This is a genomic window from Candidatus Campylobacter infans (assembly GCF_013416015.1).
Lineage (GTDB): Bacteria > Campylobacterota > Campylobacteria > Campylobacterales > Campylobacteraceae > Campylobacter > Campylobacter infans.
In genome coordinates, this window is record NZ_CP049075.1 from 1360894 (window position 1) to 1386490 (window position 25597).

Here is a 25597-nt window from a genome sequence, read left to right on the forward strand (position 1 = left end):
CAAAATATGGGTAAGGTATCATCAGCTACCATTGATACAGAAAATGTTTATGAAGATCTAAAACTTGCATCCCAAGCATCGCAAGTGCCTATAAATGATGTGGATGTCGATATTTTAGCAATTCACACTAAATATATTTTAGGCGATGAAAATGCCATAAGCGTAGATGATGTAAGTATTTTTGATGATGATGAGTTTTTTAGCGACCCAAAGCTTTTAATAGAGCAAAGCTACCGCGTACGCTATTATGATAAAACCGTAACGCCAAAAACCAAATTACCTAAAATTTCAATCTCTGTAAATAAAACCCTTACCAAACTACTAGCCAAAATAGACGCTACAAACAAAATCAAATACACCAGTGATTTTAGCGCAGAATTAGAAAATGCCATAAACCGCCAAATTTTAAAATATGGCTTTTTAATAGGCATAAGAAACGCAAGCCTAAAAAAAGAAATCAAACGCATAACAAGCGCGCTTAGGGTAAATGGCGAGCTTGGAGAGGATATAGTTTTTGAAGTAGCAAGCGGAGTTTTGCCAAAATATCCAGTAGATGATGCCCTAATCTATCATTATAAGGAAAAAATTTGTAACGAAGGTGATGATCCAAACGCAAGCGTGCTAGCTGTTGTAAGCGAGGGAGAGGTGGTAATAGAATATATAAAATCTCAAACCGGTCATCCAGGACGCAATCTAAAAGGCGAATTAATCGCTGTGGGCGAGCCAAAAACCCAAAACCAAACAGAAATAAAAACCACCGATAAAATCGAAAAAATCGAAGATGAAAATAGCATAAAATATATCTCCAAACAACAAGGCTATGTAAGCGAAGAAAATGGCGTCTATGATATTAAAGAAAAGCTTGATGTAAATGAAATAAGCCTAAAAACCACAGGTAGCATAGATGCTGGGCTTGATTCTGATGTAACAATAAATGTAGCAGAAAGCGATGTGATGAAAGATGCTATTGGCGCTGGAATGAGCATAGAAACTAGCATTTTAAATGTGCAAGGCTCAGTAGCCCAGGGCGCATCAATTACAGCAAAGCAAGTAAATATCGGCGGGCAAACACACGGCAAAAGCACAATCAAAGCCAACAACGCCACAATAAATGTTCATTTAGGATATTTAGAGTGCAGCCAAACAGCCATCGCAAAAAGAGTAGAAAGCGGCACAATAATTGCCAAAGTAGCACGCATTGAAAGCGCATTAGGCGCTACCATAATAGCAGAAGAAATCTACATCAAAGAATTAGTCGCAAACTGCAACCTAATAGCCTCAAAGCTAATCGTAATAGATCAAATTTTAGGCTCTGATAATCGCTTTGTAATAGATTTAATGCAAATCCCCGAATACGCAGCCAGCCTAGAACAATACAGCAAAGAAAAAGCAAGCCTAGGCAAAGAATTAAGCAAAATGAAGCAAATTTTAGAAAGCAAACACGCGCTAATAACCCAAAACACAAGCTCGGTAAATTTTGTAAAAAAACGCATCCAAGAGCTTGAAAATAACAACGAGCAAGTGCCAATGGGGCTAATAAATAAATTAAAAGATTACCAAAGCTTAGTTTATGAATATAACGAAAAAGCAAAACAATACAAAAACAAAAATGAACGCTACTGCGAGGTTATAGCCAAGCTTGAAGAATTACAAGATATGATTTTTGATAGCAAGATAATCAATAAAGGGCGCTGGGCCGAATTAAATGATATAAAATTTGAACTAATCGAGCCAAGGCGAACCATCACATACAGCACGCGCGAAAATGAACTAGCAAGAATGATAACCTTAAAGCATTTAGAAATCGCTGGCGAGAGCTTATATGAGCTTAAAAAATCCAACGAACTCCCACCAGAGTTTATGTAAATTTTAAATTAAGGCAAAAAATGATCAAGGCAATTGAGGGTGTAATTAGCAAAAAAGAGCCAGCTTATATTTGGCTAAAAACTACTAGCGGGGTTAGCTACGGCATAGCAGTATCTTTACAATGCTCGCCCAAACTTACTCTTGGCGCAAAATGCGAGCTTTTAATAACTCAAATAATTAAAGAAGATGCTAATTTGCTTTTTGGTTTTATAGACGCAAGCGAACAGCAAATTTTTGAAATGATGCTAAAAGTTAGTGGCATAGGCCCAGCTACTGCTATGGCAATTTGCTCTACCCTAAGCCCAGCCCAAGCCCAAAAAGCCGTGCTTAATGGCGATTTAGATGCCTTTAAAAAAGTCCCCGGAATTGGCCCCAAAACAGCCAAACTTTTACTAGCCCAGCTAAGCGATGCTAGCTTTATAAATAGCCAAAACGAAAACCCAGTGTGGCACGATGCGCTTTTAGCCCTACAAGCCCTTGGCTTTAAAAAAGAGCAAATTTTACCAGCGCTAAATGCTTGTAAGAGCGAAAATACCGTGGATTTAATCAAAGAAGCTTTAAGGATATTAAAAAAATGAAATTTGGCATTGTTTTTGGCGGAGCTAGCTGGGAGCATGAAATCAGCATAGTTTCAGCAGTGGTAATGAAAAGAGCGTTAAAAGCTGATCTTAGCTTTATATTTGTAGATGCGCAACGCAATTTTTATGAAATTTCGCCTGAGGATATGAGAGCAAATTTTTTCTCTCTTGGCAAATATAAAAAATGTCCCAAACTCCATCTAACGCACGGAGGATTTGGAAAGCACGGAGTTTTTGGGCTAAAAAAACTTGATGTGGATTGTTATATTAACCTAATTCACGGCTGCGATGGTGAAGATGGCAAGATCGCAGGGCTTTTTAGCTTTTATGAGCTTAAATATATTGGCCCGCGCCTAGAAGCTAGCGTGCTAAGCTTTAATAAACATTTAACTAAACTCTTAGCTGCTGCTTGTGGGGTAAAAACCTTACAATACCAAACCTTGCGCCGTGACGATGATTTAGCTTTACAAATGCCAGTAATTCTAAAACCAGCAAGACTTGGTTCAAGCATTGGCGTTAGCGTAATTTCGCAATTAAATCAATTACAATATGCGCTAGATGTGGGTTTTGAATTTGATGATTTAATTATCGCAGAGCCGTTTATTCAAGGCGTTAGAGAGTTTAATTTAGCAGGTTTTAAAGCAGATAAAGAGTTTGTTTTTTCAATGATTGAAGAGCCAAGCAAAAAGGCTTTTTTAGATTTTGAGCAAAAATATCTTAGTTTTAGTGGCGATAATGCCAAAAAAGCCGATATAAGCGATGAATTACAAAGTGCCTTAAAGCAAGCTTTTATTAAAATTTACGAAGCTGGTGGCTTTGATGGCGCGCTGATTAGGTGCGATTTTTTCAGCATTGATGAGCAAGTATTTTTAAATGAAATCAACCCAAATCCCGGCTCGCTGGCTAATTATTTATTTGATGATTTTACCAGCGCTGTTATCAAGCTAGCACAAAGCATAAAAATCGAGAAAAAAATTAAAATAGAATATAATTTTATCAGCCAAATTAGCGGGCAAAAAGGCAAAATGGCATAAAATTTAGCCAAATAAAATTTACGAAAGAAACTATGAAAACATTAAAAAACCATCTAGGCGTGATTTTTCCGCTTTTAATTTTGTTATTTTCAATAGAATTTAGTGTTATGGCAGATAGAGTGCTAAGCCAGTATGAAAACTCAATGACAAGCGATTATAACATCATCGTAGTCAGCAAAAAAGAATTACCAAAAGATCTTATTAGTGCTAAAATTTTAGCTTTTAAAGAGCTAATTCGCCTAGACACCTCAAATGTATTAGAGCGCATCAAAAACGAAATCCCAGAGCGAAATTTTAAAGAACTACAAAATAGCATGCCTTATTTTTATTCTCTAAAATTAAGCATTTTTCCAAGCCCTGAGATAATGAATAAAACGGCCAAAGATTTAGAAAAAATCAGCGGAGTAATGAGAGTAGAAACCTTTTCTAAAACGCATGATAAAATTTATCGTATCTTAACAATTTTTAAACTAGTAGCACAAGGCTTTACGATTTTAATCGCATTAATGGGCGTGGTGCTGATTTTCAATCAAATGAAAATTTGGCTTTTTGAGCATAGACGCAGAATCTCAGTAATGGCGGATTTAGGCGCGCCTTACTGGCTAAAATCAGCCATGCTTTATAAACTTGCCATAGTTGATAGCGCAATCGCTACTATTATAGTTTGTGCGCTTTATTATTATCTACCATCTATGCTAGATCTAGCCTTAAAAGATACAGGCATAAACACGCCTAGTATAAATATTTTTAATGATAGCGCCGTGCTATTTAGCGCTAGTATTTTAACATCAATAATTTCTGTTAGCCTTGTAATGATTCGCACAAGGCAAAAATGATGAGAGTTTTTATAGTATTTTTGTGCTTAAATTTTATCTTTATAGCCACGCTTAATAGCGCGCCAAAACTTAGCACAAAAGATAAAATCGCCACAAATGAAAAAACCCTAGCCACAAATAAAAATTTAGAAGAAAAGCTAAACAAAAAACTAGACGAACTAGCGCGCGATATCGTAAATAGCGAAGCCGAGCTAAAAATCACACAAGAAAAAATCGATCAAATGCAAGCACAAGTAAATAAACTAGAATCCATCGCAAAATCCGCTGATACCGAGCTACAATCCCTAAAAGAACAAAACGCCAACTTAATAAAATCCCAACGCCAAATCGAAGAAAATATGCTAAAAGCCATCAGCGAAAAATTTGCCTATGATTTAATCGCCCCGCAAGATTACGCAGAAAACCAAGAAAGCATCATAGCAAATGAATTATTAGCCAGCCTAAACACAAACATAAACGCGCAATTAAGCAAAATGGCGGTGGATTATTCTAAAACAACAAATCTTATAAAAAGCCAGTCAAAAAGAATAAGCGATATTGAGTTTAGCTTACAAGATTTTCGCTCAAAGCAAGAAAAATTAAAACAACTAAGCCAAAAACAAAACGAAGAATTATCCAAGCTAAAAAATGATAAAGAATCTTATAGCGAGCAGCTAGCAGCAATTAGCACGCAGCAGCTCGAACTTCGCGCCACGCTTGAAAATTTAAAAATCATTGAAAAAGATGAAAAAGCCAAAGAAGAAGCCAGATTAAAAGCCGAGCAAATCAAAGCCGCAGCAAAAGCCAGCAAAAAAACGCTAGCAGATAACGAACCACAAAATGTGCGCAAAATGGGTTCAAGCTATCAAAGTAGCGCAGTAAAAAAATACAAAGGCGCAAAAACAATCGCTCCGCTTGAAAACTTCACCCTAAAACAAGCATTTGGGGATTATACAGATCCTGTTTATAAGATTAAAATTTTTAATGAATCCGTGGTGCTTCGCTCAACCACGCCAGATGCAACGGTAAAAAATGTGCTTGATGGCAAGGTGGTATTTGCCAAGGATACAGCCGTGTTACAAAAAGTAATAATTATGGAAAACACAGATGGCATACACACGATATACGCGCATCTTAGCAAAATCGCTCCAACCATAAAAGTAGGCTCTAAAATCAAAAAAGGCTATGTTATAGGGCGCGTGGAGCGTGATTTGACCTTTGAAGTAACGCAAAAAAACTACCACATAAACCCAATGGAGTTAATCAGCGCAAAATAATTTAGCACCAGAAAAATTTTAAACTATTTTGCCTGTAATTAAAATTTGGGTTTTTATATTATTAAAATTTGCCACTTTTCTTAAAAGATTTTGGGCGTAAATTTTAAAATTTGGGATTGAAATTTTAAATGAAATAATAAAAAATTAAAATTTTAAATAAGCTAACAAAATTTGGGATTGAAATTTTAAAGCAAATAAGAAAATTTGCCACTTTTCTTAAAAGATTTTTGGCGTAAATTTTAAAATTTGGGCTTGAAATTTTAAATTAAGTCAGTAATTAAGCCTTAAAAATTAAAATTTCAAATCACCCAATCATTCACAAAGCAAATTTTAACTTAAAGATTCTACTACTTTTTTGGTTTCTTGCGCTATGGCTAGCTCTTCATCTGTTGGCGCAACGATAATTTTTATCGGCGAATCTTTCGTGCTAATTTCACGCACTAGATGAGAAGGGCTTTCATTTAATGCATCATCAATGCAAATGCCTAATTTTTCTAGGCCTGCGCACACGCTTTGGCGCACCCTAAAATCATTTTCGCCGATGCCTGCGGTAAAAATTATACATTTTGCATCCTCAACCAAGGCCAAATACGCCCCAATATATTTTTTAACCCGGTGAATAAACATGTCATAAGCTAGCTTTGCCATTTCATCGCCGCCATACATACGCGCTTTGATCTCGCGCATATCATTAGTGCCACAAATCGCAAAAAGCCCGCTTTTTTTGTTTAAAATATTATCAATCTCACCGCCCGTTAAGTCCGTATTTTTTAGCAAAAATGGAATTATCGCAGGATCTATATCGCCTGAGCGCGTCCCCATCATCAAGCCTTCAAGCGGAGTAACGCCCATGCTCGTATCCACGCATTTACCGCCTTTTATAGCGCACACACTAGATCCTGAGCCAAGATGCAAGCTAACCGCATTTAAACTAGCAAAATCCACACCCAAAAGCTTAGCAGCTTCTTTGGCGACAAACTCGTGGCTAGTGCCGTGCGCGCCGTATCTGCGGAGTTTGTGCTTATTATAATATTCAAGCGGCAGGGCATACATATAAGCAGCTTTTGGCATACTTTGATGAAAAACAGTATCAAAAACTGCGACATTTGGCGTGCTTGGGCTTACGCGCATGGTTTCTCGCATACCTGCAAGATTGGCTAGATTATGTAAAGGCGCAAGTGGCACAAGACTTTCAATCTTGCTTAGCACATCGTGATTTATTAGCACGCTAGCATTAAACACATCAGCGCCTTGAACCACTCTATGCCCGACAGCATCGATATCGCCAAGACTTTTTAAAGAACCACTTTCAAACAACAAATAATTCATTATATCAATGCCAAATCCGTGATTTGTAATAGGCAAATCGCGCTCTGCTTTAAAACCGCTTAATTCATTTGTGATTATCGCGCGCGAATTATTTGCGCCAATTTGCTCAATCAAACCCTTGCAAATCACGCTCTCATCGCTCATATCGAAGAGTTTAAATTTTATAGAACTAGAACCTGAGTTTATAACTAAAATTTTCATCATTTGCCCTTTTTGCGTTTTATGCCAAGCTTTGATTATACGAAAAAATCTAAAATCTTTTATAAAATAAGGATAAATTAAATTAAAAATAAAGTTAAAATGTTACGATTTTACACATTTTATAATTTTTATTATATTTTTTTGTATTTAAAATTTTAAAATTTCTTAGCAAAACTCGTTGTTGCCGTTTGTTTTTTTTTTTTTTCTAAAATGCGCTTTTTCATAAAAGGATAAAAATGCTAAATTTTAACATAATCACAAAGCACCCAATGCAAGAAATGATCGCAAAAGAATTATTAAATAGTCCCGATGCTTGGGAAAAAATCCAAACTCTTACAAAGGGTTTAGATAAAACTAGCACCGAATGTGTCTATCGCATAATCTCGCGCGTCCAAAGCGCACTTTTAAGCCAAGATGGGAGTTTTGGAAATTTAAGTGCTGATGAAAGTGCGAAATTAGAAAAAATTTGCTTTGAGTTTTACCCAAATATCTTTATGCTCACGCCATCGCGTTATTATTATGATGGATATTTTTTGCCAATAAAGCATTTTGAAGTAGGCGTGTTTTGGGATAAGCACTCAATGAATACATTTGATCAAACAACTCTGATAAACATCAAAGATAAAGATATTATCGATGTAGGTGGCTTTATAGGCGATAGCGCGCTAATTTTTAGAGAATTTACAAAAGAAAAAATCCACACCTTTGAAGCCACTAGCAAAAACTTCGAGCTTATGCAAAAAACCTTACAAATGAATGAAAGCTCTCAAATAATCCCAAATAAACTTGCCCTTGGTAGCGCAAAAGGCAAAATGAAAATAAACCTAGCAGGCTCAGCAAGTAGCGCGATGTATAGCTATAATAACGGCGAATATGAAGAAGTTGATGTAATCACCCTAGATGAATATGTGCGCGAAAATAACCTAAAAATCGGCTTTATAAAAGTGGATATTGAAGGTGGGGAGATGGATTTTTTGCGTGGTGGATTAGAAACCATAAAAACCCAGCGCCCAGCTATGCTAATTAGCATTTACCATCACCCAGAGCAATTTTTTGGCATAAAGCCCTTTATTGAAAGCCTAGATCTTGGCTACAATTTTAAAATCCATAAGCCAGTTGATAACACCATAAGCATTGAAACCGCGTTATATTGTGAAATTTTAAATTAAGCAAATTCTATAATTTCTAGTGGCATGATATAAGCTAAATAAATTATGATGAAATTTCAAGGCTAAATTTTAATTGCGCACCTTTAAACACGCAAAGCAAAGCGCAAGCAAGTGTGCTAGCTTGCGCTTTAGGCTCACATCAAATAAATTATTGGCACTATTGTTGGGTATTTTTTAATTTTTCTAAATATATGCTTGCGAACTACTTGGCGGATTTGATTTTCTAAGGCTTTGGTGTCGTTTAAAAGATCATCGCGCACATTTGATAAAAACTGCTCGATCACGCCTTGAAGCTCTTTGCTTGTATTTGCGCGCTCGCCAATTAAGCCGTGAGTAATTACGCGATTTTTAATCAAGCGTTTTGCGTTGCGATCGATTTGTGCCATTATTACGATTATACCGGCCTCGCTTAGTTGCTGGCGGTCAATTACTACATCATCGCTTATTTGCTTGCCGATTTGATTATCTATGAAAGTTTTGCCAGTTTTTACGGTGCGTGCGCGCTTTAAGTAGCGTTGTGTTAGCTCCATTTGATCACCATCATTCATCAAATAAATATTGCGCTCATCGACCCCGCAAGCTATGGCATGCTCTTTATGCCTTAAAATGTGGTTGTATTCGCCATGCACAGGCAAGAAAAATTTTGGTTTTATTAAGTTTAGCATCATTTTTTGCTCTTCGCTAGCTGCATGCCCGCTAACATGAATTTCGCTAAAATCTTGATACGCCACGCTTGCGCCATTTTTTAGCAAATAATTTAGCACAGCCGAAACGCTTGCTTCATTGCCAGGTATTGCCTTAGCAGAGATGATTATTTGATCGCTTGGCTTGATTTTGATGTATTTATGCTCATCAGTTGCCATGCGATAAAGCGCGCTCATTGTTTCACCTTGCGAGCCGGTGGTAACAATTAAAATTTCATTATCTTTATATTTAGCCACTTCATTTGCATCTATGAAAATTTCTTTTTTAAGCGATATATAACCTAGCTCAATCGCAGTAAAAAGATTGCGCTCCATACTTCGCCCTATCACACAAACCTTGCGCCCGTGCTTTATACCACGCTCTATGGCTTGAAAAACGCGGTGAATATTTGAGCTAAAAGTGCTCATTATAACGCGCCCTTTTGCCTTATCAAAAAGCTCATCAAAGGTCTTGCCTACACTATTTTCACTTTTTGTTACACCATCGCGCCAGCTATTTGTGCTATCGCTCATCAACAAAAGCACGCCCTCTTCGCCATAATGAGCCAAGCGGTGTAAATCAGTAGCATAGCCATCAATTGGCGTAGGATCAAGCTTAAAATCGCCCGTGTGAATTATCACGCCCGCTTTTGTTTTAATTGCTAGCGCGCTTGCATCAATTACTGAGTGCGTTATATGGATAAACTCCACCTCAAACTCGCCTATTTCATAAATTTTACGCTTTTGTATAGGACGAAAATAACTTCTATGCGCCTTTAATCCGTGCTCTTCAAATTTATTGCTTATCATACCAAGTGGCAAGGGCGTTGCATAAATTGGGAATTGAAATTCCTTAAAAAAATACGGCATCGCACCAATGTGATCTTCGTGTGCGTGCGTTATTAACACAGCGCGCACCTTATCTTTAATTTTTCTTATATAACTAAAATCAGGCACTAAAATATCAACCCCTGGCATATTTTCATCAGGAAAACTCATTCCCACATCGACAATTATCGCATCATTATCCGTTTCAAAAATGGTCATATTCGCGCCTATTTCGCCAAGTCCGCCAAGTGGAGTAATGCGCACCTTAACGCTGGCATCATTTGCGTTTTTAAGAGGATGCAAGCGCTCATAGTGCATTTGTTTATTTGCTTTTATGCTTGCTTGCATCGCCTTTTGCCAGTCTTCATTGCCACTTAATTTTATTGTATGAGTGGATTTTTTAGAGCGTTTTTTGTTTTTATCTTTTTGAAAGTTTTGAGAGTTTTGTTTTGTTGCGTTATTAAAATTTGGCTGATTTTGGGGATTTTTTTCTTCGGTGGTGAAATTTTGAGTGTTGTTGCTTTTTAATTGCTCTCTTGCTTGCTCAGCAGCTGCTTTTGCCTTGGCTGCGGCGTTTTGTTTTTGTAGATTTTTGCGATGATTTTTAAATTTTTTGGCTTTATTTGGAGCATCTAGTGGAGCGCTTGCGTTAAAATCATCAGCTCCAAAAAAACTATCTACTACATTCGTGGTTGCTTGATTGGTGCTATTTTCATTTGTATTTTGCATTGCTAAATTCCTTAAATAAATCTAAAAATAAGGTAAGATTTAGCTCGTGAGGACGGATAGTTTGGCTTAGATTTAAAATTTTAAAAATCTGCTCTAAGCGCGTTTTATCAAAATTTGTGCTGAGATTTTTTAAAAGAGTTTTGCGTGGAGAGATAAAAGCTAGCCTCAAAAAATTTTCAAAATTTTTAATTTCTTTGTTTTCAAGTTTAGCTTTTTTGGCTTTAATTAGCCTAATTACTGCGCTTGTAACCTTTGGAGCAGGCTCAAAACAATTAGGCAAAACTTCAAAAAGCAGCTCACAATCCCCATATAAACTAGCCAGCAAGCTTAAAGCGCAATGCTCGCTTTGTTTTGGCTGTGCGCTAAATTTTAATGCTACCTCGCGCTGTATCATCACCACAAAACCAAGACAACGCTCATCGCGTAAAGCCCTTAAAATCATATTTGTAGCGACATAGTATGGTAAATTAGCAGCCAAAAAATACGGCTTTTGGCTAATTTCATCATCACAAAGCGCGCTCGCATCAGCATTTATTAACTCTAAATGAGCGCTTTTTATCTCATTAGCAAAGCTCTTTTGCAAAATCGCAAACAGCTCAGTGTCTATCTCAAAACATCGCAAACTATGGCAAATGCCTAAAAGCTCACGAGTTAAATCACCTAAGCCAGGCCCAATTTCTACGATTAAATCGCTCTTGGGAATCGCTTTGATGATTTTTTGCTTTACGCTTTGATCTTTTAAAAAATTTTGACCGAAATATTTTTTAGCTTTAATTTGCATTGGGCGCAGATTTTACACCTTGAAACTAAATTAAATGTAAATAAGTTTATTTGCCCAGAAAAAAGCCCAGCAAATGCTGGGCTAAAAAATTAAAATGATGTTTTTGGATCTTTTGATAAATTTTGCGCCCAAGGTAATTTTTTACCGCCTAATAAATGAAAATGCAAATGCATTACTTCTTGTCCGCCATTTTCGCCACAATTTGTAATCAATCTATAACCACTTTTATCCACGCCTGTAACAATTGCTACTTCTTGGATAAACCCGCTCATATCCCCAAACATCTCCCCAGGGCTTTGCTGGAAATTATCTATGTGATTTTTTGGTATTATTAGCACATGCACTGGCGCTTTTGGGTTGATATCATGAAATGCTAAAAATTTATCATTTTCAAGCACCTTATTGCTTGGAATTTTACCATCTACAATTTGACAAAATACACAATCCATCTTAAATCCTTTATTTTAAAATCAAGCGGGCGATTATAGCTTATTTTATATCAATTTTAAGTTTTTTAGCTAGAATTAGCACCAAAAATTTTAAAAAAGGCAAGAAATTGCAAGAATACAAAATTAAAATTTCAAACGCTTCTAATTTAAATGAATTAGAATCTTTAAGGCTTGAATTACTAGGCAAAAAGGGTAAAATCACCGCTGGCTTTGCTAGCTTAAAAGAACTTGACGCAGAACAAAAAAAGCAAGCAGCCGCCCAGCTAAATACCCTAAAAGACGAGTTTAGTGCGCTAATAGAAAATAAAAAATCACAGCTTGAAAATGAACATATCAAACAAACAATGCAAGCTGATGGCGTTGATGTGAGTTTATTTAGCCAGCCTTGCGAAAGTGGCGCATTACATCCTGTAATGGATACTATGGATAAAATCATAGAATACTTCATATCGCTTAATTTTAGTGTAGAAAATGGACCATTGATAGAAGATGATTTTCACAATTTTGAAGCATTAAATTTGCCACCTTTTCACCCAGCGCGCGATATGCAAGATACTTTTTATTTAAATGATTTTAGATTGCTTCGCACGCATACAAGCCCGGTTCAAATCCGCACAATGCAAGCTCAAAAGCCTCCAATTCGTATGATAGCACCAGGTGCGGTGTTTAGGCGGGATTTAGATCTTACGCACACGCCGATGTTTCATCAAGTTGAGGGCTTGGTGGTTGAAGAGGGCTTAAAGGTGAGCTTTGCCAATTTAAAAGATATCTTAGAAAATTTTCTAAAATATTTATTTGGCGATGTTAGAGTGCGTTTTCGCCCTAGTTTTTTCCCTTTTACTGAGCCTAGCACTGAGGTTGATATTAGTTGTATATTTTGCGGTGGTAGTGGGTGTCGTGTATGTAAGCAAACAGGCTGGCTAGAAGTGCTTGGTGCTGGGATTGTAGATGAGAATGTATTTAAGGCTGTAAATTATAAAAATGTAAGTGGCTATGCCTTTGGGCTTGGGGTAGAACGCCTTGCAATGCTACTTCACCGCATACCTGATTTGCGTAGTTTATTTGAAGCGGATTTAAGATTATTGGAGCAATTTAGATGAAAATAAGCACAGAATGGCTAAATGAATGGATAGATTTAAAAGATAAAAGCACGCAAGAAATCACGCAAGCATTAAATCAAATCGGCTTAGAAGTTGATAGCTGCCAAGCACTAAAAGTAGCAGATAATGTAGTAGTAGCTAAGGTCTTAGAGTGCCAAATGCACGAAAACAGCGATCATTTACATGTTTGTAAAGTAGATGTTGGCAATGATGAAATTTTACAAATAGTCTGTGGCGCGCCAAATGTCAAGGTTAATCAAATGGTAGCTTGCGCGCGCGAGGGCGCAAAAATCGGCGATATTACAATCAAAAAAGCAAAGCTTAGAGGCGTGGAGAGTTGTGGTATGCTCTGCTCAGCGCGCGAGCTTGGTCTAGGCGATATAAATGAGGGCATAATGGTGCTTGATGATAGCATTGGTGAGTTAATCATAGGCAAGCCATTAAATGAATATAGCGCATTTAATACAGATATTATAGAAATTGAGCTTACGCCTAATCGTGGGGATTGTCTTAGTGTGCGTGGCATTAGCAGGGATTTGGCTGCAAAATTTGATCTAAGTTTGAAAAAAATAAATTTTATTAAAAAAGATGATGACGAAAAAATCGGCATAGGTCGCTTGCTTAGCGTATCAAATACCGCCAATAACCAAAGCGCATTTTTTTATAAAATTATGCGTTTAAATGATTTTTCTTTAAATTTGCTCACGCTTTTAAGACTAAATTTATTAGAAAATGCAAATAAATTACCTATAAAAGCGATTTTACAATACGCAACTTATAGCAGCGGCGTGATTTTTAGGGCTTATGATTACGAAAAAATCGCTAAAAACAACGAAAAAATCAGCTTAAAAATCCAAGCTGGCAAATATAACGAAAGCTTAATTTACGCAAATGATGAGCTTTTAGCCGTAGCTGGCATACATCAAAACGATTTTGCAAGCGTGGATAAAAACAGCCAAACCATCATCATCGAAGCTAGCTACACACCACCGCAAATCATCGCCACAAGCCTAGGCAATGATAAAAATCAAGCAAAAGATGAAATCACTTATCGCACCTTGCGTGGCAGTGAGCCTGAGCTTGAAGTAGGCACAAGCTTGCTTTTTGAGCGTTTAATTGCCAGTTCAAGCCTATATGGTGGCGCTCAAATAATAAAACCAAACACAAAACAAGAAAATATTTTAATAAACGCTAACACAATTAGCCAAATAATCGGCCTTGAAATAAATAAAAACACCATAATTAAAATTTTAAAAAAGCTAAATTTTGAAATCAACACAGCCGAAAACGATGCCTTACAATTTTACGCCAAAGCACCATTATATCGCCACGATATACAAAATGCCCAAGATATTTGCGAAGAGGTCGTAAGAATAATTGGCATAGACAATATCAGCCCGCGCCCGCTAGAATTTGCCCAAAAATCATACACCAATCAAGCCCTAATTCAATACAAACAAGCCAAAATTTTACGCCAAAAGGCCACGATGGCTGGCTTTTTTGAATGCGTTCATTATGTTTTTGATGATGAAAGCGAGCTAAGAGAGCTTGGTTTTGCCCCTTGTAGCTTAAAAATCGCAAATCCTATCACAAACGAGCTTAGCGCACTAAAACCGACTTTATTAAATGCTTTATTAAACTCAGCCATTCGCAACGCTAAAAACGGCAAAAAAGTAATAAAACTTTTTGAATACGGCGAGGTTTTTAGCGCGCACGGCATTCAAAGCTCTAAATTAGCCTTTATTTCAAGCGGGCTTAATCACGCCCCAAGCTTGCTAAATGGCCAAAAAGGCGCAGGACTTAATTTATTTAATTTTGTTAATGATCTACAAAAGATTTTTGGCAAAATCGAGCTTAAAAAAAGCACGCAATATAGCTTTTTAAGCCAATACGAAAGCGCAGATATTTATCAAAATGGCGTAAAAATCGGCTTTTGTGGGAGATTTAGCTTAGAGCTTAAAAAAGACTTGCCAACTTATACTTATGTATGCGAAATAGATTTTGACAAAATAACCCAAACAAACACAATCATTAAAGAATACTCCCGCTATCCAGCAATCAATAGAGATTTAAGCCTGCTAGTATCAAATCAAATCAGCTACGACCAAATAAAAGAATGTATCAATAGCCTAAATATCAGCTCATTAAGAGAGTTTAGCCCAGTTGATAAATACAAAGATGAAAGCCTAGGCTCTAATGCTAGCCTAAGCATATCTTTTAGTTTTCAAGATAATAACAAAACCTTAGTAGATGATGAAATAAACGCGTTAATGGAGCAAATTTTAAATGCGTTAAAACAAAATTTAGGCATTGATTTAAGATGAAAATAACTCCATTAAAAAACTCTTTTGATATAAGCTTTACACAGCTTGCTAGCGATAAATCAATAAGCCACCGCGCGGCGATTTTTTCACTATTAAGCAAGGGCGAAAATCATATAAAAAATTATTTACAAGCGCAAGATTGCCTAAACACGCTAAATACCATAAAAGCCCTTGGCGCAAAGGTTGAAAACATCAATGATGGCGAATACATCATCACCGCGCCAGATAAAATTATTTCAGCAAATAAAATTTTAGAATGTGGCAACTCTGGCACGGCTATGCGAATCTTTATGGGCTTGCTAGCTGGCATAAAAGATGAGTTTTTTGTACTTAGCGGTGATATGTATTTAAATGAACGCCCAATGCGAAGAATCACAAAGCCTCTATCTAGCGTAGGGGCGAAATTTTATGGCAGAGATAACGCAAATAAAGCACCCATTGCAATTTGCGGGCAAGAATTAAACTACTTTAACTACCACAGCCCAATAGCCTCAGCCCAAGTCAAAACCGCCCTAATCCTAGCTAGCTTACAAAACAAAGGCGCGATAATTAGCGAAGATGAACTAAGCAGAGATCATAGCGAAAAAATGCTAAAAGCCATGGGCGCAAATCTAAGCCAAAAAATAGATAAAAACGGCAAGCACAAAATCACAATAAACCCGCTCCAAGCACCGCTAAATCCCCTAAATATCAGTATTCCAAATGATCCTAGCTCTTGTTTTTTCTTTGGCGTAGCAGCTGCGATTACTAAAAACGCAAAGGTAAAATTTCAAAATATTTTATTAAATCCTACGCGCATACAAGCCTTTAAAGTGCTTGAAAAAATGGGCGCACAAATTAGCTATGAAAAAAATGCTTGCTTATATGATGATATCGGCACGCTCACCATTAGCGCGCCTCAAGAGGGGCTAAAAGCAGTAGAAATTGACGATAAAATTTCTTGGCTAATTGATGAAGCGCCAGCACTTGCTATCGCTTTTGCTTGCGCAAATGGCACGAGCGTGCTAAAAAACGCAAAAGAATTAAGAGTAAAAGAAAGCGATAGAATAGCAGTAACCATAAACGCGCTAAAAGCTTGTGGCATAAAAGCGCAAGAATTAGATGATGGCTTTATAATAACAGGCGATCCACAAAGCAAAAATCTAAAACCTGCCCAAATCGACAGCCATGGCGATCATAGAATCGCTATGAGTTTTGCTATTTTAGGTTTAAGATGTGGAATGGAAATTAGCGGGGCGGAGTTTATTTCTACTTCTTTTCCAAATTTTAAACAATGCTTAGATTCTTTATATGGCGATCAAAACGCCAAATTTTAATATTAAACTTTTAAACGGCGGTAAATATGCAAATTGAAATAGCTAAAAATTGTGGGTTTTGCTTTGGCGTAAGGCGCGCGGTTAAAATCGCACAAAAAGCAAGCGGTGCTAGCACTATTGGCGAATTAATCCACAACAACCTTGAAATCAAGCGCCTACAAACTGAATGCAATGTAAAAACACTAAAAAGCATAGATGAATTAACAAACGAAAAAACCGCCATCATTCGCACTCACGGCATTACAAAAAACGACCTTGGAAAACTAAGTCAAAAAGACATAAAAATCATCGATGCAACCTGCCCTTTTGTAACCAAACCTCAAAAAATCGCCGCTGATATGAGCGCTGCTGGCTATGAAATAGTGTATTTTGGCGATAAAGAGCATCCTGAGGCTAAAAGCGTGGCAAGCTACGCTACAAACCGCGTCCATATCGTCCTTAGCACAGATGAACTTGAAAATATCAAGCTATCAAATAAAATCGCCCTAATCTCTCAAACCACCAAAAAAATAGAAAAATATAGTGCCTTGGTGGTTTATTTAATGAAACGCGCAAAAGAAGTGCGCGTATTTAATACAATTTGCAACGCCACGCTTGAAAACCAAGAAGCAGCAGAAGAGCTAGCTAGACGCGCTGATATAATGATAGTAATTGGCGGTAAAAATAGCTCAAATACAAAACAACTCTTTTTAATCTCCAAATCGCTTTGTAAAGATAGCTACCACATAGAAAACGCCGATGAATTACAAAAACAATGGTTTATAAACAAAAAACTTTGTGGCATTACAGCAGGGGCAAGCACGCCAGAGTGGATTATAGAAAACATAGCCAAAACAATAAAAAATTTCTCTTAATTTAAAAATTTTATAAATAAATTTTAAAATTTTAAAACCTGCGTTAAATTTTAAAATTTAAAAAGCTAATTAAATTTTAATTTATAAAAGCTAAAAGAGCTAAAAGAATGATTAAAACTACTCTTTCTACTTCAAAACGCGCTATTTTCGGGCTAGTTTGGCCACAAATTTTAATGATGTATTTGCTCTTTATCACAAATATCGCGCCACTTTGGGTAGTAGGCAAAATGGACGCACAAACACAAGCCGCACTTGGGCTTGTAATGCAAGTGATATTTTTTTTAAATGCCTTTTGTATAGCTTTAAATGCAGGCGCAACTGCTGTTATTTCACAATCAATGGGCGCTAATAGATTTTTTAGAGCTAGGCTTTATGTAAATATTTCTTTGGCGTTAAATTTTATTTTAGGTGCGCTTCTTGGCTTTTTAGGCTTGGTTTTTAAAGATGGGATTTTTGAGCTTTTAGCCGTGCCAAATGAAGCCAAACAAATAGCCCACAGCCTTTGGGAGATAATGATTTTTGCTATGCCGTGCGCTTTTATTTATCAAGGCGCGATGGTGATTTTTCGCTGTTTTGGCGATGTGATAACTCCGCTTTTTATAAGTGCTTGCATTAGCGCGCTAAATGTATTTTTATGCACTGGACTAGCTTTTGGGTATTTTGGATTTAGCAAGCTAGGATTTAGCGGGATTGGTTTTGCAAATGTAGCTACAAATGTGCTTGGTTGCGCGCTTTGCTTGATTTTGCTTTTAAAATTTGGCTTTTTAAAAATAAATAAAAAAGGCTTTTTATGGCTTTTTGCGCGCAGTATTTGGCTTAAAAAAGCCCTGCCTTATCTTTTTAGCGTAGCGTTAAACTCAGGCGCAAATAGCTTGATTTGGCAAGGCGGTAATTTAACTCTTTTTGCCATCGTTGCTAGCACGCCAATAGACCAAAGCGCCGCACTTGCTGGGTTTGCTGTTGGCAATAGGATTGAGAGTTTTTTATTTACGGCGGCTACGGCTTTTAATATGAGCGCTGCGGTGCTTGTGGGTAATTGCGTTGGCAAGGGCGATTTTAGCGCAGCAAGGCGCGTTAGCTTATGGCTTGTTGGCTCAGCTGCTGTTTTGATGAGCATTTTAGCTATCTTGCTTTTTCCTTTTAGAACTGAGCTAAGCGCGCTTTTAAGCAATGATAAAAGCGTTATTTTTTACTCAGCTTCTTATTTGGCTTATAATTTTATTAGCACGCCATTTTCTATCGCTTCTACGGTTTTTGCTGGCGTGATGGTGGGTGCTGGGGCAGCAAAATATAATCTTTTTGTTTTTAGCGGGACTTACTGGTTAGTGAGAATTCCCTTAGCAATTATTTTAGCGCATTTTGTTTGGGGCGATGCTAGGGGAGTTTTTGGGGCAATGCTAATCTCGCAAATAATCCAAACAGCGTGGATGAGCTATATTTTCGCAAGCGATAAATGGTTAAAATTTGGTATGAAAGATTTTAGCAAGCAAGGCTAATTAAGCGCGCTTAATTTAATCCGCGCTTAAAGCCATTTAAAATTTATAAATCAAATAAAATCCCGCGCCTAAAAGCTTAAATTTTAAAATTTCAAAATTTAAGGCGCGCAACTTTTTGAATTAAAATTTCTTTTTATTTGCATCGTCCATTATATCTTGGGCGATTTTATTTACATTTTCAGCGATTGTAGCTGATGCGACTGCGATGTTAGAGTTTTCTTCTGTGCCTACTTGTATGTTCGATACATTTTCATTTATGCGCTCTATATCGTGCGCTGAATCCGTTACAGAATTACTCATATCAGCAATGCTTTGAACTAAAATATTTGTATTTGTTTCAATCTCAGCTAGGGATTTTTGCGTTTTTTCAGCTAGGTTGCGAACCTCATCTGCTACCACGGCAAACCCGCGCCCATGCTCGCCAGCTCTTGCTGCTTCGATAGCCGCATTTAGCGCTAAAAGATTTATTTGATCTGCTATATCGCGGATAATGCCAGTAACGCTTTTAATATCTTGACTTTGTGTGGTTACCTCAGCTGTTTTTTGGCTTAGGCCTTGCATTGTTTGGTTGATATTTTCAAGCGCATTTACAGAAGTATGTAAAAGCTCAGCTTGGGTTTTTGCGCTTTTTGTTAGCTCATTTACCTTTTTGTTTAATTCATCGCTTTGCTCTTTTAGCTGGCTAGCAAATTCTGATGAAGTTTTAAGCATTTTAACTATTTCTTCGCCTAAAATATTTGTAACCTTTTCTACTTCGCCACTTGCATTGTCTATTCTATTGCGAAAATCTAATTTAGTGTATTCATTAAATAAGGCTGAAATTTTATTCATATCGTTGCCGATTTTTATGCTTAGCACATCAAGCAAGCGGTTGAAGTTAGTTTTAAGCTCTGAAAGTAGCGGATTGCCTGGGTTTTCGCTAATGCGACTTGTCATATCGCCATTTTCTACATTTTTGACCACTTCAACTGTATTTTTCACAGCCAAAACATCTTTATCGATTGTTTCTTTTGTGCGGATTAAGTTTTCATTTATTAGCCTTGACATTTGGGCTATTTCGTCATCGCCTTTTATATTTTCTATCAATTTAAGCTCTTTTGTTTCGTAATTTACATATTTAAAAGCACCAATTAATCGTTTTTGAACGCCAGCGAGCGGAGAGATAAAATATTTTATAACAAAGGCTAAAATCACAATACCTACTAGCGTACAAATAACCAACACACCTATGGCAAAAACCAAATCTTTATTTAATTTACTCTCAATATCTGATAATCTTGATGCCGCTACTATAACCCAGCCATAAGATGAAACCCTAAAAAAGCCATTGCGCACACTACCTTGTGTGTCTTTGTAAGTGATTATTCCTTCTTTTGCCCCACTTGCTAAAAGCTTATCTAACGCCTCTTTACTAGTACCGCTTGTGCCAGCTTTGATTATGGCGGCATCTTCATGTGAAAAAATCCTATTGCCAGCATTTATATCAGTTATAAATATATTAAGCGATGGCATTTGATCGTTTTTGAATGTTTTAAGGCGTTTTTGAAAAATTCCAGTATCAAGCTTAATATCTAACACGCCGATGAATTTACCATCTCTAATAATCGGCGCTGCAACATCAGCTATATATTTTCCTTGCAAATGCCCTGAAAAATCCGAACGCACAGGCATTATAGTTGCTTTTGGATCAACTTTTACCTTTTGATACCATTTACGCTCTAAAATATTTTCTGATTCATTGCCTTCATAAGTCGTGGCTACGCCATTTTGGTTAAACTCGCTAGCAAAATGCCTGCCATCTTCAAAAACCACTCTAAACATCGAATATCCAGTAACGCTTTGAAGTCTAGTCATTGTGTTTTTTATATTATCATCGTCATAAGCGATTTTTGAGATGATATTTGCCATATTTTGTGCGCGATTTTGAGTTTCTTTGATGGTAGTATCTACCGTAACAAACGCGCCCTCAACGGCAAGAGTTTGAAACTCTGTAAAGAGAGTTTTTGAATTTTGAGCTGAGCTACGATACATAAGCGTAACTAACACCACCAAAATAATAGCCACAATGCTAGCAGCGCAAGCTGTAATCTTAGCACTTAAATTAAGCTTCATAATAAATCCTTAAATGGTAAAATTGAAAGCGGATTTTAGCTTAATTACTTTTAAAGTAATTTAAAATTTTATTAAATTTTGATTTGATTTTTAAATTTTAATTTAGCAAGCAAAAAGTTTATAGCATTAAAATTTCTTTAATTTTTTGCTTGCTTTATCGTAAAATTTTGTTTTAGAGATTATCAAAATTAAATATTTTGAGTTGAAATTTTGAATAAATTAAGTTTTAAATATTAAGCTAGAAATTTTAACGAAGAAAAATTATGAAATTTTAAAATTTACCAAGCCAGTGCGAAAGAACACGCACTGGATAAATTTTACTCTTTTACTTTTTTACAACTTGGCTTATCACCTCTATAACAAGCCGTGCGGTAAATGCTTTGAGCAGCTTCGCGGTCTTTTGGCACGCCTATGCCATTTTCAAGCATTTTTGCTAGTTTTAAGCAAGCTGGTATGTGCTGAGCTGCTACGCATATTTGATTATAAGCGTGAGCGGCGTCATTGTAACGCTCCAAATCATATAAAATTTCAGCCACTTGAACGCAAGCGTTGATGTTTTCTTTGCCTTGAACGCAAAGCGCATCGTATTCATCAAGCTTTTTTTCTAATTCTTGCGTGTGCGAATCTTTATGCTCGGCTTCATTTGTAGGTTTGCTAGGTTTTGGATTTTTATTACAAGCACTTAGCAAAACTCCAAGCATTAAAATTGTAAAAAAAACTTTCAAAGCGCGCATTATTCATCTTTCCCTGTTAAATAATAAACCTCTTTGCCATCGATTTTTTTAAGCTTGAAATTATTATCTTGGGCCCAGTTATATACTGTTACATTAAAATCTTTAAGCATTGTAGGATCGCTAGAATCGCATTTAATCTTAAACACATCCTCACTATTTGATAAAGCCACATAGCCGTGATAGATTTTTATTTCATCATTAAGCGCGGCTAATTTATCAAGATCTGGCACGCTAAGGCCATTATCTTCTACGCAGCGGCGAACTTGATCTTTTAAAGCCTCATTTGGTGTAAGCCCTAGGCTAACTAAAATTGGTGTGTAATGCATTTTTTCTCCTTTAAGTTTGGTTATTTTGATTTTTGTGCAATTAGCACATCTTCTATGATTTTTTTGATATCGCCATCTAAAATGGCAGCTGTTTGGCTATATGTTTTGTTACTGCGCAAATCCTTAACTTGCTGAAATGGAAAAAGCACATAATTTCTTATTTGATGTCCCCAGCCTATATCGCTTTTTTCGATATTTGCGCTAGCTTCTTGCATTTTCATTTGCTCTAATTCATATAGCCTTGATTTTAGCATTTTCAACGCTGTGGCTTTGTTTTTGTGCTGACTTCTGTCGTTTTGGCATTGAACGACAATCCCGCTTGGAGCGTGCGTGATACGCACTGCGCTATCTGTTTTATTTACATGCTGTCCGCCAGCGCCACTTGCGCGGTAATAATCATAGCGCAAATCCTTTTCTTCAAGCTCTATTTCAATATTATCATCTAGCTCAGGGCTCACCATAACGCTTGAAAAGCTCGTGTGCCTACGCCCTGCGCTATCAAAAGGGCTAACGCGAATTAGCCTATGAATGCCGTTTTCAGCCTTTAAATATCCATAAGCGTTTTCTCCATGCACGATAAAACTAACATCTTTAAGCCCGGCCTCATCGCCTTCTTGAAAATCAAGCGTTTCTACCTTAAAGCCCTCTCTCTCGCAAAAGCGCAAATACATTCTATAAAGCATACTCGCCCAGTCATTGCTCTCAGTCCCGCCAGCTCCTGGATGAATGCTAATAATTGCGTTTTTATCGTCATTTTCTCCACTTAGCATAAGTGAAATTTCAAGTTCGCTAATTTTATTTTCTAGCTCGCTTGCATCATCAAAAAGCGCATTTATCGTGCTTTGATCATTTTCGCTTAAAGCTAGCTCATATAAATCCTTAGCATCTTTTTGGGCTGTTTTTGCTAACATAAACTTATCTAAGATCCTTGAAATTTTAACTTTTTCTTTTTGTATTGCTCCGCTTTTTTGCGCATCACTCCAAAATGCCATATCGCTTTCAAGCGTGGCTATTTCATTTAATCTAGCATTTAGGCTATCTGGTTTTATAATATTTGCGATGTTTAAAATTTTATTTTCTAAGCTTTTTAAAAGTTCGCTATATTCGTAATTATCCAAGTTTTTAATCCAAAATTTATAAAATAAAGCGCGCATTATAACAAAAGAATTTTTAAGATTATCTAATTTTATGCTAGAATTGCGCGCTTTATTCAAAAGGCGCTTTTTTTAAGGCGCAAATTCTAAGGTCTAAATATGCAAATTTTAAGAACAATTCAAGAGCTTAAAGCCTGGCGCAAAGCCCTAAATACAAATGATATAGGTTTTGTGCCTACAATGGGCGCATTACATAATGGCCACGCAAGCCTAATCCAAAAAGCCACAAGCGAAAACTCAGCCGTAATTGTAAGCATTTTTGTAAATCCTAAGCAGTTTTTAGCTGGCGAGGATTACACGCAATACCCGCGCAAAGAGCAAGCCGATTTAGCAATGGCAAAAGGTTGTGGGGCAAGTGCTTGTTTTTTGCCTAGCGAAGATGAGTTTTATAGTGGTGATGATACTTTAATATCTGCGCCAAAAGAACTTGCTAGCGTGTTAGAGGGTCAAATTCGCCCCGGGCATTTTGATGGAGTATGCAGGGTTTTAAATAAATTTTTTAATTTAATCAAACCACAACGCGCATATTTTGGCCAAAAAGACGCACAGCAATTATTAATAGTTCAAAAAATGGTAAAAGATTTTTTCATAGATATTGAAATTAAGGCTTGCCAAATCGTGCGCGAAGCCGATGGATTAGCTATTTCAAGCCGTAATGCATATTTAAATGAAGCCGAGCTTTTAGAGGCTCTAAAACTTTCTCGCGCGCTTAAAAAAGCAAAATCTTTAATAGATTTAGGCACGCTTTCAAGCGCTGAGATTAAAAAGGCTATGAAAGAAATTTTAGAACCGCTTGAAATTGATTATATCGCCATCACAGATAAAAATTTAATCGCACGCGATAATGTGGTGCTTGATAATACTTTAATCTTGCTTGCTGTGCGCGTTGGCAAAACGCGCTTAATTGATAATATTTGGGTATAAAATGCAAACACTTTATTTAATGTCGCTTGGCTGTAATAAAAACTTAGTCGATAGCGAAATAATGCTAGGTCGCTTAAAAAATTATAAAATCATCGATGATGCCAGCAAGGCCGATGTTATCATCATAAACACTTGCGGTTTTATCCAAAGCGCAAAGCAAGAAAGCATTAGAGCTATTTTAGAACTAGATCAAATGCGTAAAAATGGTGCTTTGCTGATAGTTACAGGCTGCTTGATGCAACGCTACGCAAAAGAGCTAATGGCCACCTTGCCTGAGGTGGATTTATTTGCTGGCGTGGGAGATTACGCTAAAATCGATGAATTAATAGCAAAACGCCAAAATAGCGATTTTAGCGCGCCTACATTTTTACAAACGCGCGATGAACGCGTAATTACTGGCTCAAACTACCATGCTTTTATTAAAATTTCAGAAGGCTGTAATCAAAAATGCGCCTTTTGCGCCATACCTAGCTTTAAAGGCAGGCTAAAATCGCGCTCGCTTGATGATATAATAGTTGAAGTAAAAAATTTAGTAAAACGCGGATATTATGATTTTAGCTTTATCGGGCAAGATACTAGCTCGTATTTGCTTGATCAAGGACAAAAAAACGGACTAATTAGCTTGATTGATGAAATAGAGCGCATTCCAGGTGTAAAGATAGCAAGAATTTTATATCTTTACCCAAGCTCCACAAGCCCTGAGCTAATCGAACGCATCGCACAAAGCAAGGTTTTTGCGAATTATTTTGATATGCCAATCCAACACATTAGCACCAATATGCTAAAAATTATGCGCCGTAACAGCTCACAAAGCACGATAAAATCGTTATTAGCTCAAATGCGCGCCATCAAAAATAGCTTTTTAAGAACAGGCGTGATAGTAGGCCACCCAGGTGAAAGCCAGGCCGATTTTAACGAGCTTTGCGAGTTTTTAGAAAATTTTAATTTTGATAGAATCACCGCCTTTGCGTATTCGCGCGAAAACGACACCCCAGCTTATGATATGCCTCAACTCCCAAGCAAAACAATAAACGCGCGATTAAAAAGCATTTCAAAAATCACCCAAAAAGCCACACAAACTAGCTTTAAAAACCTACTAGGCAAACGCGTTAAAATTGCATTAAATGGCCCTTCAAGCGAGGGCGAGTTTTTTTATGGAGCCAAGCTTTTAGAATGGGATAGAGAAATTGATGGCGAAATTTTAATCAACGATAGCCAGATTTTGGATTTAAAAGCAGGCGGGATTTATGAGTGCCAAATCAGCGAGTTTTTGGCGCCAAACTTAATAGGCCAAATCACTGCTAGCCTTTAAAACCTAGCTTTTGCCTAGCAAATTTTAAAATTTGGCTTTAAAATTTTAAAGTAAATTGTAAATTTTAAAATAAATTAGAGTTTTAAAATTTGCTTTTAAAAATTTTATCTTATAGCGTTAAACTCATATAAATTGAGCCACTTTGGCTAAACTTAAATAAAAATTTTTATAAATTTTCTTAAATTCCTTGACTTTTATTAAAATTT

21 protein-coding genes are annotated in these 25597 nt (G+C 36.7%); 13 read left to right on the top strand and 8 right to left on the bottom strand.

Features of this window, described 5'->3' with window-relative positions:
* The first annotated feature begins 6 nt into the window (after nucleotides 1-6).
* From CINF_RS06860 to CINF_RS06880, 5 genes are read left to right on the top strand one after another with little or no spacing between them, the layout of a single operon-like run.
* On the top strand, nucleotides 7-1866 hold the full coding sequence (locus CINF_RS06860) for a flagellar assembly protein A (RefSeq protein WP_179975002.1): 1860 nt from the start codon (nucleotides 7-9) through the stop codon (nucleotides 1864-1866).
* Nucleotides 1867-1886: 20 nt separating this feature from the next.
* The gene (gene ruvA, locus CINF_RS06865) at nucleotides 1887-2444 is read left to right on the top strand and encodes a Holliday junction branch migration protein RuvA (protein WP_179975003.1); all 558 of its coding nucleotides are present in this window, start codon (nucleotides 1887-1889) and stop codon (nucleotides 2442-2444) included.
* Nucleotides 2441-3478, top strand: coding sequence for a D-alanine--D-alanine ligase (locus CINF_RS06870; protein WP_179975004.1), 1038 nt, complete (start codon nucleotides 2441-2443; stop codon nucleotides 3476-3478). Before ruvA ends, CINF_RS06870 begins: the two co-directional genes overlap by 4 nt.
* 32 nt (nucleotides 3479-3510) lie before the next feature.
* The gene (locus CINF_RS06875) at nucleotides 3511-4314 is read left to right on the top strand and encodes a cell division protein FtsX (RefSeq protein WP_240156108.1); all 804 of its coding nucleotides are present in this window, start codon (nucleotides 3511-3513) and stop codon (nucleotides 4312-4314) included.
* A complete protein-coding gene (locus CINF_RS06880) occupies nucleotides 4311-5570 on the top strand; it encodes a murein hydrolase activator EnvC family protein (RefSeq protein WP_476695828.1) in 1260 nt (419 codons plus the stop codon). The genes CINF_RS06875 and CINF_RS06880 overlap by 4 nt, the downstream gene beginning before the upstream one ends.
* A 330-nt stretch (nucleotides 5571-5900) precedes the next feature.
* Here CINF_RS06880 and CINF_RS06885 read toward each other — a convergent pair whose 3' ends face one another.
* Nucleotides 5901-7100, bottom strand: a complete 1200-nt coding sequence (locus CINF_RS06885; protein ID WP_179975005.1) for an acetate kinase — start codon at nucleotides 7098-7100, stop codon at nucleotides 5901-5903.
* 236 nt (nucleotides 7101-7336) lie between these two features.
* Between CINF_RS06885 and CINF_RS06890 the strand changes: the two genes are divergently transcribed.
* On the top strand, nucleotides 7337-8269 hold the full coding sequence (locus CINF_RS06890; RefSeq protein WP_240156109.1) for an FkbM family methyltransferase: 933 nt from the start codon (nucleotides 7337-7339) through the stop codon (nucleotides 8267-8269).
* 134 nt (nucleotides 8270-8403) lie between these two features.
* On the opposite strand, the gene CINF_RS06895 is transcribed toward CINF_RS06890, so the two are convergent.
* The 3 genes from CINF_RS06895 to CINF_RS06905 form a co-directional block, all read right to left on the bottom strand.
* A complete protein-coding gene (locus CINF_RS06895) occupies nucleotides 8404-10509 on the bottom strand; it encodes a ribonuclease J (RefSeq protein WP_179975006.1) in 2106 nt (701 codons plus the stop codon).
* Complete coding sequence (rsmA, locus tag CINF_RS06900; RefSeq protein WP_178697331.1) at nucleotides 10493-11290, bottom strand: 16S rRNA (adenine(1518)-N(6)/adenine(1519)-N(6))-dimethyltransferase RsmA; 798 nt, start codon at nucleotides 11288-11290, stop codon at nucleotides 10493-10495. Before rsmA ends, CINF_RS06895 begins: the two co-directional genes overlap by 17 nt.
* Nucleotides 11291-11379: 89 nt before the next feature.
* On the bottom strand, nucleotides 11380-11739 hold the full coding sequence (locus CINF_RS06905) for a histidine triad nucleotide-binding protein (RefSeq protein WP_178697332.1): 360 nt from the start codon (nucleotides 11737-11739) through the stop codon (nucleotides 11380-11382).
* A 107-nt stretch (nucleotides 11740-11846) separates the two neighbouring features.
* Between CINF_RS06905 and pheS the strand changes: the two genes are divergently transcribed.
* From pheS to CINF_RS06930, 5 genes are all read left to right on the top strand, one after another.
* Nucleotides 11847-12839, top strand: a complete 993-nt coding sequence (gene pheS, locus CINF_RS06910) for a phenylalanine--tRNA ligase subunit alpha (RefSeq protein ID WP_178697333.1) — start codon at nucleotides 11847-11849, stop codon at nucleotides 12837-12839.
* The gene (gene pheT, locus CINF_RS06915) at nucleotides 12836-15163 is read left to right on the top strand and encodes a phenylalanine--tRNA ligase subunit beta (protein WP_179975007.1); all 2328 of its coding nucleotides are present in this window, start codon (nucleotides 12836-12838) and stop codon (nucleotides 15161-15163) included. Before pheS ends, pheT begins: the two co-directional genes overlap by 4 nt.
* Nucleotides 15160-16479 carry a 3-phosphoshikimate 1-carboxyvinyltransferase gene (gene aroA / locus CINF_RS06920; RefSeq protein WP_179975008.1) on the top strand — a complete coding sequence of 440 codons (1320 nt, stop codon included), beginning with the start codon at nucleotides 15160-15162 and terminating at the stop codon, nucleotides 16477-16479. Before pheT ends, aroA begins: the two co-directional genes overlap by 4 nt.
* Nucleotides 16480-16505: 26 nt before the next feature.
* Nucleotides 16506-17333, top strand: a complete 828-nt coding sequence (locus CINF_RS06925) for a 4-hydroxy-3-methylbut-2-enyl diphosphate reductase (protein WP_179975009.1) — start codon at nucleotides 16506-16508, stop codon at nucleotides 17331-17333.
* Between the two features lie 107 nt (nucleotides 17334-17440).
* Nucleotides 17441-18829 (top strand): MATE family efflux transporter, encoded by a 1389-nt coding sequence (locus CINF_RS06930; protein WP_179975010.1) that lies wholly within the window; start codon nucleotides 17441-17443, stop codon nucleotides 18827-18829.
* Nucleotides 18830-18949: 120 nt separating this feature from the next.
* Here CINF_RS06930 and CINF_RS06935 read toward each other — a convergent pair whose 3' ends face one another.
* The 4 genes from CINF_RS06935 to prfB form a co-directional block, all read right to left on the bottom strand.
* On the bottom strand, nucleotides 18950-20941 hold the full coding sequence (locus tag CINF_RS06935; protein WP_179975011.1) for a methyl-accepting chemotaxis protein: 1992 nt from the start codon (nucleotides 20939-20941) through the stop codon (nucleotides 18950-18952).
* Nucleotides 20942-21258: 317 nt separating this feature from the next.
* Nucleotides 21259-21675: a sel1 repeat family protein gene (locus CINF_RS06940; protein ID WP_178697339.1), complete on the bottom strand. Its 417-nt coding sequence runs from the start codon at nucleotides 21673-21675 to the stop codon at nucleotides 21259-21261.
* Entirely contained in the window at nucleotides 21675-22001 is a 327-nt protein-coding gene (locus tag CINF_RS06945) for a type II secretion system protein (RefSeq protein ID WP_178697340.1), read from the bottom strand. Before CINF_RS06945 ends, CINF_RS06940 begins: the two co-directional genes overlap by 1 nt.
* A gap of 20 nt (nucleotides 22002-22021) precedes the next feature.
* Nucleotides 22022-23119 carry a peptide chain release factor 2 gene (gene prfB, locus CINF_RS06950; protein WP_179975955.1) on the bottom strand — a complete coding sequence of 366 codons (1098 nt, stop codon included), beginning with the start codon at nucleotides 23117-23119 and terminating at the stop codon, nucleotides 22022-22024.
* A gap of 135 nt (nucleotides 23120-23254) precedes the next feature.
* On the opposite strand from prfB, the gene panC reads away from it, so the two are divergent.
* Entirely contained in the window at nucleotides 23255-24079 is an 825-nt protein-coding gene (gene panC, locus CINF_RS06955; protein ID WP_179975013.1) for a pantoate--beta-alanine ligase, read from the top strand.
* Between the two features lies 1 nt (nucleotide 24080).
* On the top strand, nucleotides 24081-25391 hold the full coding sequence (gene rimO, locus CINF_RS06960) for a 30S ribosomal protein S12 methylthiotransferase RimO (protein ID WP_178697342.1): 1311 nt from the start codon (nucleotides 24081-24083) through the stop codon (nucleotides 25389-25391).
* Nucleotides 25392-25597: the final 206 nt, after the last annotated feature.